We start from the raw sequence: 8,060 nt of genomic DNA, 5'->3' as shown, positions 1-8,060 counted from the left end.
GATCTTTTGCCCCTGAAATTTGATCGTTCATCATTTGTTGTCGTATTTCAAACTCATTTTTAGGCTGATTCATGAGATACATACTCCACAAAATAAAATGAATCGTTTAATTTATTAATTTATGGTAATCACATACGATCAGCGAAAGTTTTTTATAAATGGCTTGTAAACTTTCTTCCGTCCTAATGACGTAAGCTATTGATTTATCGTTGAGGTAAATATCCAGCGAAAGTTTTTTACAAATGATTTAGAAACTTTTTTCCGTCCTAATGACGTAAGTTATTGATCTATTGCAGTTCGCTGATTTCATATTACGATAAAAAAAAATCGCTTGTAAGAATATAGACACTTTAAATGGGTTCTAACATAACAAATCATAGGATTTATACACTTGCTTATCGTATTCGATCGAATACAATATGGTGAGAAGAGAAGGAATCCTCATGATTGAAATTAAACGTCTGCCAGAATTTGATGAATGGTTGGATGGAATTAAAGACAATATGACCCGAATTCGCTTGAATCGTAGATTAGATAAGGTTCAACGTGGTAATTGGGGCGACATCAAACCTATCCAAGATGGTGTTTGGGAAATGAGAGAATTCTTCGGTGCTGGATGGAGAATGTATTACATCCAACATGGTGACGTTGTGATTGTGATGCTTGGTGGTGGAGATAAATCAACTCAACAACAAGACATCGATCGAGCAGTCAAACTATCGAAAACATTGGAGGATTAAAATGGTTAAAGTCGCTGATTTACCAAGTTTTGATATGGCTGAGTCACTCAAAACTGAAGAGGACATTGTGATGTATCTCAACATGGTTCTTGAAGAGAATGATCCAGCTGAATTAGCTCATGCTCTTGGTGTTATTGCTAAAGCTCGTGGCATGACTCAAATAGCCAAAGAAGCAGGGATTGGACGTGAAGCACTCTACAAAGCCCTACGTCAGGACTCAGCACCACGTTTTGATACGATTAATCGTGTAGTGAATGCTTTGGGCTTAAAACTAACAGTCCAACACGCATAAAACTTAAAAAAATATAGTAAAAATGGGGACTGTTTCCGATGATCAGTTAGATCTATCAGATATTCCTGAAATTACCGACTGGAGTAATGCTGCATGCCACAATCAATTCTATCGCCCAGTGAAGCAACAAACGTCTATTCGTTTAGATGCAGATGTACTGGCATGGTTTAAAGCACAGGGTAAAGGCTATCAAACACGAATGAATGAAATCTTGCGGGATGCTATGCTGAAAGAATTAAAAAATCATTAATAAAAAATGGGAGCTTAGCCTCCCATTTTTAACTTCGTATAACGCCCATTATATTCAATGAATAGTTCAGTCAAATAGGAACATTGTCTACTTATCGATTCGATTGCTCATGGAAGTATTACCAATACGCCATAATTTTTATAGTTTCAAGTAAACGATTTTTAACGGAAAAGTCCAGTTTTAACACTATGAGCAGATTCAGACATTGAGTATTTAGAAACAATATTACCCTCAAAAAGAACTACCAACTGTTTCTTAGTTCCTGATGAAGATGAACCAAATAAATTTACAATAGGAATATAGTTCACAGCATCTGCTTTAATATTAGCAAATTCATATTTCCAAATTTCTTTACCATTGTCAGTAAAGCTAGTTTCATCAGGTGATCCAAATACTTTACGCACTTCATCTTTTGTTGTTTTATTTTCTATAATTTTAGATTGAACTGTTTGTTCACTTTCATTTTTTAAAGCTTGATTCCCCATAGTTGCACAACCCGAAAGAATAAGAACTAATGAAAGTAGTAGTAGTTTTTGTTTCATATAAAATCCAAGTTTTTGTTTAAAAAGAACATAAATTATAACTATAATTAAATTTAAAATGCCCATTATATTAAATCAAGACTCTATTTGCTCAAAAAAAAATGAGAAGTCAAAACTGACCATGACCAATGCGCTTGCAAGGGAAATCAGATAAGTAGTATTGGACAACCTCAAGTTGAAATTCTTGAGAATATTTAGCCATAGAAAAGCACCCTCCAAAATTAGACTAAATGTGTCCAACTTTCGGGGTATAGTGCATTTTGATGGGCTTTTTCATAATCTAATGGAGAACGTTGACTATTAGAACTATGTCTGCGTTTTGAGTTGTAGAACATCTCAATATATTCAAAGATATCCGACCTGGCTTCAGTTCTCGATACATATATTTTCTTCTTGACCCTCTGCTTTCAATATTGTGATAGCAAGGTGAATTTACCCCAAGGTTTGTCCGAACATTTTATGGATTATTTCAGAAATGTAACCCTTAATGTTTCAGCAAAAAAATAAAATAGATTAATATTTAATCAAAATTATTGGCAAGAACTATCAAAAACGATCATAAAAAAGCCGACTTGTTTCCAAGTCAGCTTTTCGACATCGTCGAGCATTATAACTATAACACAAGTATATGATTTTTATAAGTTTAAAATATGCATTTCGTATAACCGCCATTATGTTAAATGGATAAGTTAAATCCATCCTCCAATAATAAAATCTCCTGAATCATATCCAATAGAATACCCAATCTTTCTCTCTGGGTAAGCGGTTTTATAATGATTGATTGACGCTTGTGCCAGCTTAAGTCCATAAGCTAAGAACAAAGGATATTCAGCATAATTATCTAGTTCTGTTTCATCTGCTAAATTTTCAATAGATCGTAAAATTTCAGAGCTAAAGGCTCCTTGCTCAGGATAGTATGTTTTGGCTTCAGACATCCAATCTAGGTTATCTTCTTCTGCAATGTATTGATCTGATACTGCAAAATATAGATACCCATTATCAGAAAGACCGAACCAAAACCCTTGCTCAATAAAGGGAGAAGCTTCTTTTTCTAAAGTGTCAATTATATGAGTTGTTAAACGTTTAACTTCTGTTGTGTAATCTAATTCTTTGAATAGATCCCAACTTTTGTTTGGCTGCATTTCATGACAATGATTAATGATCGTTGTCATGAAATTATCAATATCTAGATCATTTTTATGAAGATCAATTTCTTTAAAGATTTTTACGAAGTCAAATGACATAAACCGCCTACATTTTCCAAAATTTAAATAAGTGAGACACTTTTTAGCTTTGCTAAAATCAACATAATACATGTTATACGAAGTTGAAAAAAATGATTCTATAGCCTTATTTTTTATGTATTTTTTAAATTTAAGACCTGGGCTAGTGCCTAGGTTTTTATATTTCATATATACAGCCATTGTGTTAAATAGTTTATTTCTATTAACTTCCATAAAGCTCAATAGTAAATTAAGCTAGTTTCTTAATGTGACAGAACCTTATTATTTGCAGGAATGTATTTGAGTTTTTGGTAAGTAGATCAGAAATTATGGAACAAAGAACAAAACGTAAGAGAACTAAAGAAGGTGATGTGATTGCAATTAATTTGGGGAATCTAAGCTATGGCTATGGCATAGTTTTAAACTCCTCATCGACAGGGTTCTACAATTTACAGACGAAAAATTTAGAGTTGAATGTTAATTTCATAACATCACATTCGATTTTGTTTAAAGTACCAGTCATGAATTCCGCATTTAAATCCGAGAAATGGCATATTATTGGGAATATAGAATTAAATGACGATTTAAAACAGAGGGTTTACTTCTTTAAGCAAGATATGTTTGATCATTCAATTTCTATTTATTATGAAGATGGAACTGAAGGTATCGATATTCCAGCAACATATGAAGAAGTAAAAGATTTGGAACGTGCTGCTGTATGGGATCCTGAACATGTAGAAGATCGTTTAAGAGATCATTTTAATGGTGTTCCGAATGAGTGGGTTAAACAATTACGCCCTAAACCCTTTGTATCTTAAAATTAACATAATACACCTTATACGAAATGCGTTATAATTATCTTTATTAATCAATGATCTATATCATTTCGATTGGCCCGTATCCTCCAGATCGGGCTTTTTTTATGATTTTTCACGTTCCACGCTTATTATTTAATCAAAGTTTCACGACTTTGTTCATATCAGTTAAACAATCGTGGTTAATCATAGGGTCTAAAAAAACGACTCCAAAACCCTCTTTTCTCAGGCTCTGGTTCAATGTGATCCGGCACTGGAATCCGCTTGTTTTCCGTCTGCTCCGGAGTAGTCAATCCGTCATGTTTCGCTTCTGCTGTGTCCGGTTCGGGATCTGTTTTGGCCATGCTTGATTGCACCGGTTCTTGATCGGTAAACGTAGTCATATTAGGTTTTGGGGCTTCTAATAGGCGTTGCATCGTTTCAATTTGGTTTTGATAGAAAGATTCCCGATCTTTTGCATCATGAAGCTGATTTTTTAGCATGTCTATTTGCTGTCTAAGGAGTAAAACTTCTGCCGAATTTGGACTGTCTACTTTTACAGATTCTTTTACATCCTGTTTTCTTACAGGTTCACCAAATACTCGAATAGCTTCAGCTAAATCAATCTTATTATCAGAATTTTTAGTTAAAATTCCTTTCTTTATGTTGTTGTAAATAGTTTGTCTATTGATGTTGTACAGCTTGGAAAGTTCAAGAACTGTAAGGGTTTTCATACTGTAAACCTTTGCCTAAACTTGTAAAAAATTGCTGTCTATTAGACCGCCTAATAGACAAATGATCAAGTTTAAATTTTAGGCAGTTTGGAAGCCAACTTTTTGAAGGTACGGAAATAGTTCTTGGAATTTTTGGCTATCTTGAAGCATTTCAGCGATACGTACAGCAAATTGCTGATAACTCTCAGTGCCTTCGGAATATTGTCCCATCTCTGGTAATTCGGAAAGTTTATTAGCAAATAAGTGACGTTGTGCCTCAGTTAATTTAGGTAAATCAACTTTTGTGTTTGGTGTTTTAGTCTTTTTCTGAGCTACTTTAAAAGAAAATCCCGAAATGATTCGACCTGTTTTATGTTGTTCGTATTTAGCAGTTATATCTGTTAGCTCATTAACTTGCTTAATAGCAAAATCTAGAACATAACTTTTGAAGTTACTCATAGTTTTATACTGATTAACTTCAACCCCTAGTTGCTGTCTAAATGTTTGTAAATCAAAAATAGGAGTCTTTCCTGTTGATCTCCATTGAATTAACAATTCATACAAACGAATTGCATAAGTACTAGTTAGTTTTGCGACTTGCTGTAATTCATACTTAGTAAAGTTTTCTTCTAAACGAGTAATAAGAGGAACTATATCTTGAGTGAAGCGTAAAAAAACAATCCCTGAATTTGGTTCATAACCAATTTTATCTACCCAACGACAGTGAAAACTTCGGTCTTTCCCTGTTTTTGGACTAATGTCATGATAAGTGACATAGCGGTCAAATAAACTTTTAGATGCATCCCTTAGAACTTTATAAGCAGTATGTTTTTCAACATTAAAAGTATTTATATAGCTACTTGCATGAACTTCAAGAAGGCTATTTTCTGTAATCCCATATCCGGTTTCTCTGGCTTCTGCTATCGCAAGTAAAATTAAGCGTTGTTCTACGGTATCAAGAGTATAGCTTGCTTGAACTAAAGCATTGTCTTTAACAATTAATTTTGACATTTCTCTATTTATTATCTTAATAACTAGGTCATAAGATAGACTATTTAAATTGTTTTGGCAATTCTCTTTTTACAGGGTCGATAAACCTAGTTTTAAGGGGGGGTAAGACTAAATAATTTCACTACCCTTAAAGGGTTTTAGGCTAATAAGCCTAGTTTTAAGGATTGTTTTAAGACGAACTAACACTAAAGAATTAAAAGGTCGATAAACCTAGTTTTAAGAAGACGAACTAACACTAAAGAATTAAAAGGTCGATAAACCTAGTTTTAAGGTCGATAAACCTAGTTTTAAAGGTCGATAAACCTAGTTTTAAGGGTCGATAAACCTAGTTTTAAGGGTCGATAAACCTAGTTTAATAAAACCTATAAAGCTTTAAAATAAAGGTTTTAAGGGCCAGTAAAAGCATTTAAAAGCATTAAAAATAATTAAAAGCCTTGGTCAGGAAAAATTGCCCTTGGTTTTCGCTTCACTTCGTTCGCTCAAACTCTATTGAATCTCGCTTTCGCTCGATTCGACGGGGCAATTTTTTAATCAATCTCGTTGTGAATTCAATAAAAAGCAAAAACAAGATCAAAAGCATAATGAATTCGCTTCGCTCATAAAGCTTTAAGCTCGCTATCGCTCGTCTAGAAGCCTAGGTATTCATGTGATTTATGCCTTTTTCGACTATACAGCCAAAAAAAGCGGTTTTTCAGAGAGTCGAAGCGCGAATTTTGTGGATATCGCTCGTAGACACTCGCTCGGCATATACCTTTTAGGTATAAAGAGTATCCTTGAAGAGCCATTGATTTATTATTTTTTGATGAAGTTTAAATACGCCTCTTTTGCGATTACAGCTATTTTTTACTTTTTACTATAAATTCCTTAGTCCTATGTCTAAAATCGCTGTAATCGAGTCCTATTTGCGATTTATGTGCCTTTCTGCCTCTAGGATGTAATATTTCATCTCATGTTCATCTTCATAGAGACATAATTCTTCCAGCACTTTGATAAAAATATCTATGCTTTGGAAATATCCTCCTGCTTTGGGCTGAATATATTGAAAAAGTTCAGTACTCCTGACTTTTAGGTAAAAATTTTGATTATTCACAATCATATTTCTCACTTTTTCAGGATCTATATTTTCAGTCGATCTCTTTAAAGCATCAAAAGCAGAGAGGACTGCTCCTCCTAGAGCATATTTAAGCTGATTCTCTGCATTACGCTTTTTTTGCGCTTCAGTCAGTTCTTTGTGACTTTTCTGCAATATTTCTCGTTTGTGTTCGTTTTCCAAGCGGATCCGGTTGTCTAGGGCTGCTTTTTCAATTTTCTGGTAAGACTCGAGTGCTCGATCTAAGCGAAAGAACAGGTCTTGATTCATCTCTTGCTGGAGTAATCCTAAAATTTCAATTTCATTGGTCAGGAGGGGCTGTTGGTTTTTTTCCTTCAGCTTGATTTGTTCAATGAGTGTTTGCCTTTGTTCAAACTGAATTTTTTCACGATGTACGATTTTTAGAAGGCTCAGGTCTTTTTCATCTAATTCGTGAAACTCTTTGCTGTGAAGTAGCATGGTTGCCTGCTGCTGATTTTTCTTGAGGTAATGCAAATCAGCTAGAAATTTTTCTAATTCTATGAGGTCTTCTGTGGTGAGTATTTTGGTCGGTCGTCCACGTGTAGCCATCGCATTCTCCAGCATAAGAAGGGTGAGATTTTGATGTTTTGAGTGTAGCATAGGTCGGCGCGGGAAGAATTAAATAAAATGTAGGAACATTTTATTTAATTCTTAAGCTCGTTTCCGTGTTTTTAATTTGATAAAATTACTACGCAATCTTATCAAATTAAAAACACTCCCCCTCGTGCTCCGCAGGCTCTGCGAGGCCCCGTGAATTCAAAGGTCGGATTATGTTTTATTGCAACCTGGAACACACCGCAAAAAAAGCGATAAAGACGCGATCAGGAAAAATCAAAAATGGCGCCACGGCCAAGAACCGCTTTCATTACATCACCCGAACCTCACACTTTAAGAATTATAAGGAATCGATTTCTGAGCAGATTGAGTTTGTGAAATCTGGGAATTTACCCAGTTTTGCCGAGGGAAAACCGGCTGAATTTTGGCAGGCTGCAGATGTATATGAACGGAGTAATGGCCGAACCTGTTCCAGTCTGGTCGTGGCTTTACCCAAAGAATTAAACCAAGCGCAACGGATTGAGTTGGCTGAAGCGTTTATTACCGAGTTTGCCGACCGCTATCGTTTTCCATTTAGCTGCGCCATCCATAATCATGCGGGTTCAATTGCCGAGATTGAGCAACCGCATTTGCATCTGATGTACAGTGAACGGCATGTGGATGGGATTGATCGTTCAGCCGAACAGTTTTTTAAGCGTTATAACCCCAAGGATCCCCAGAAAGGTGGTGCGCAGAAGCTCACGGCTGATGTATTGGGGATGGGCAAAGCACAGCTGCAGTTGTACCGACAGAAAACTGAAGAACTGATTAATGACAGTCTTATGCGGTA

The 8,060-nt window shown here is 35.2% G+C and carries 9 protein-coding genes and 2 pseudogenes; 5 read left to right on the top strand and 6 right to left on the bottom strand.

Annotation, left to right across the window (positions count from 1 at the left end):
* Window positions 1-443: 443 nt before the first annotated feature.
* From ACSC97_RS17060 to ACSC97_RS17050, 3 genes and pseudogenes are all read left to right on the top strand, one after another.
* A complete protein-coding gene (locus tag ACSC97_RS17060) occupies window positions 444-740 on the top strand; it encodes a type II toxin-antitoxin system RelE/ParE family toxin (protein WP_436662126.1) in 297 nt (98 codons plus the stop codon).
* A gap of 1 nt (window position 741) precedes the next feature.
* The gene (locus ACSC97_RS17055; RefSeq protein WP_004969304.1) at window positions 742-1,032 is read left to right on the top strand and encodes an addiction module antidote protein; all 291 of its coding nucleotides are present in this window, start codon (window positions 742-744) and stop codon (window positions 1,030-1,032) included.
* Window positions 1,033-1,057: 25 nt separating this feature from the next.
* Window positions 1,058-1,282, top strand: a pseudogene (locus ACSC97_RS17050) (BrnA antitoxin family protein); the annotation flags it as partial.
* Window positions 1,283-1,443: 161 nt separating this feature from the next.
* Here ACSC97_RS17050 and ACSC97_RS17045 read toward each other — a convergent pair.
* The 3 genes and pseudogenes from ACSC97_RS17045 to ACSC97_RS17035 form a co-directional block, all read right to left on the bottom strand.
* Complete coding sequence (locus ACSC97_RS17045; protein ID WP_436662124.1) at window positions 1,444-1,824, bottom strand: hypothetical protein; 381 nt, start codon at window positions 1,822-1,824, stop codon at window positions 1,444-1,446.
* A 221-nt stretch (window positions 1,825-2,045) separates the two neighbouring features.
* Window positions 2,046-2,219 (bottom strand): annotated as a pseudogene (locus tag ACSC97_RS17040) (IS3 family transposase); the annotation flags it as partial.
* A 294-nt stretch (window positions 2,220-2,513) separates the two neighbouring features.
* Window positions 2,514-3,281 (bottom strand): hypothetical protein, encoded by a 768-nt coding sequence (locus ACSC97_RS17035; protein ID WP_436662122.1) that lies wholly within the window; start codon window positions 3,279-3,281, stop codon window positions 2,514-2,516.
* Between the two features lie 95 nt (window positions 3,282-3,376).
* On the opposite strand from ACSC97_RS17035, the gene ACSC97_RS17030 reads away from it, so the two are divergent.
* Complete coding sequence (locus tag ACSC97_RS17030) at window positions 3,377-3,865, top strand: immunity 26/phosphotriesterase HocA family protein (protein ID WP_436662120.1); 489 nt, start codon at window positions 3,377-3,379, stop codon at window positions 3,863-3,865.
* A 179-nt stretch (window positions 3,866-4,044) separates the two neighbouring features.
* Here ACSC97_RS17030 and ACSC97_RS17025 read toward each other — a convergent pair whose 3' ends face one another.
* From ACSC97_RS17025 to ACSC97_RS17015, 3 genes are all read right to left on the bottom strand, one after another.
* Window positions 4,045-4,575 carry a plasmid replication DNA-binding protein gene (locus ACSC97_RS17025; RefSeq protein ID WP_262558790.1) on the bottom strand — a complete coding sequence of 177 codons (531 nt, stop codon included), beginning with the start codon at window positions 4,573-4,575 and terminating at the stop codon, window positions 4,045-4,047.
* 78 nt (window positions 4,576-4,653) lie between these two features.
* Window positions 4,654-5,565: a replication initiation protein RepM gene (repM, locus tag ACSC97_RS17020; RefSeq protein ID WP_262558788.1), complete on the bottom strand. Its 912-nt coding sequence runs from the start codon at window positions 5,563-5,565 to the stop codon at window positions 4,654-4,656.
* Window positions 5,566-6,463: 898 nt separating this feature from the next.
* Window positions 6,464-7,225: a hypothetical protein gene (locus tag ACSC97_RS17015; protein WP_436662117.1), complete on the bottom strand. Its 762-nt coding sequence runs from the start codon at window positions 7,223-7,225 to the stop codon at window positions 6,464-6,466.
* Window positions 7,226-7,446: 221 nt separating this feature from the next.
* On the opposite strand from ACSC97_RS17015, the gene ACSC97_RS17010 reads away from it, so the two are divergent.
* A partial coding sequence (locus ACSC97_RS17010) for a MobA/MobL family protein (RefSeq protein WP_436662115.1) occupies window positions 7,447-8,060 on the top strand: 614 nt, incomplete at its 3' end.

The sequence above is a fragment of the Acinetobacter sp. P1(2025) genome (assembly GCF_051390655.1).
Classification (GTDB): domain Bacteria; phylum Pseudomonadota; class Gammaproteobacteria; order Pseudomonadales; family Moraxellaceae; genus Acinetobacter; species Acinetobacter junii.
The sequence above is the reverse complement of the archived record's forward strand: the minus strand, read 5'-3'. Positions and strand labels throughout refer to the sequence as shown.

Excerpts from the sequence above, each read along its gene's own strand:
- ACSC97_RS17025 (WP_262558790.1), bottom strand. The coding sequence starts at position 4,575 with ATGAAAACCCTTACAGTTCTTGAACTTTCCAAGCTGTACAACATCAAT.
- ACSC97_RS17035 (WP_436662122.1), bottom strand. The coding sequence starts at position 3,281 with ATGGAAGTTAATAGAAATAAACTATTTAACACAATGGCTGTATATATG.
- ACSC97_RS17030 (WP_436662120.1), top strand. The coding sequence starts at position 3,377 with ATGGAACAAAGAACAAAACGTAAGAGAACTAAAGAAGGTGATGTGATT.
- ACSC97_RS17015 (WP_436662117.1), bottom strand. The coding sequence starts at position 7,225 with ATGGCTACACGTGGACGACCGACCAAAATACTCACCACAGAAGACCTC.
- ACSC97_RS17045 (WP_436662124.1), bottom strand. The coding sequence starts at position 1,824 with ATGAAACAAAAACTACTACTACTTTCATTAGTTCTTATTCTTTCGGGT.
- ACSC97_RS17055 (WP_004969304.1), top strand. The coding sequence starts at position 742 with ATGGTTAAAGTCGCTGATTTACCAAGTTTTGATATGGCTGAGTCACTC.
- ACSC97_RS17060 (WP_436662126.1), top strand. The coding sequence starts at position 444 with ATGATTGAAATTAAACGTCTGCCAGAATTTGATGAATGGTTGGATGGA.
- repM (WP_262558788.1), bottom strand. The coding sequence starts at position 5,565 with ATGTCAAAATTAATTGTTAAAGACAATGCTTTAGTTCAAGCAAGCTAT.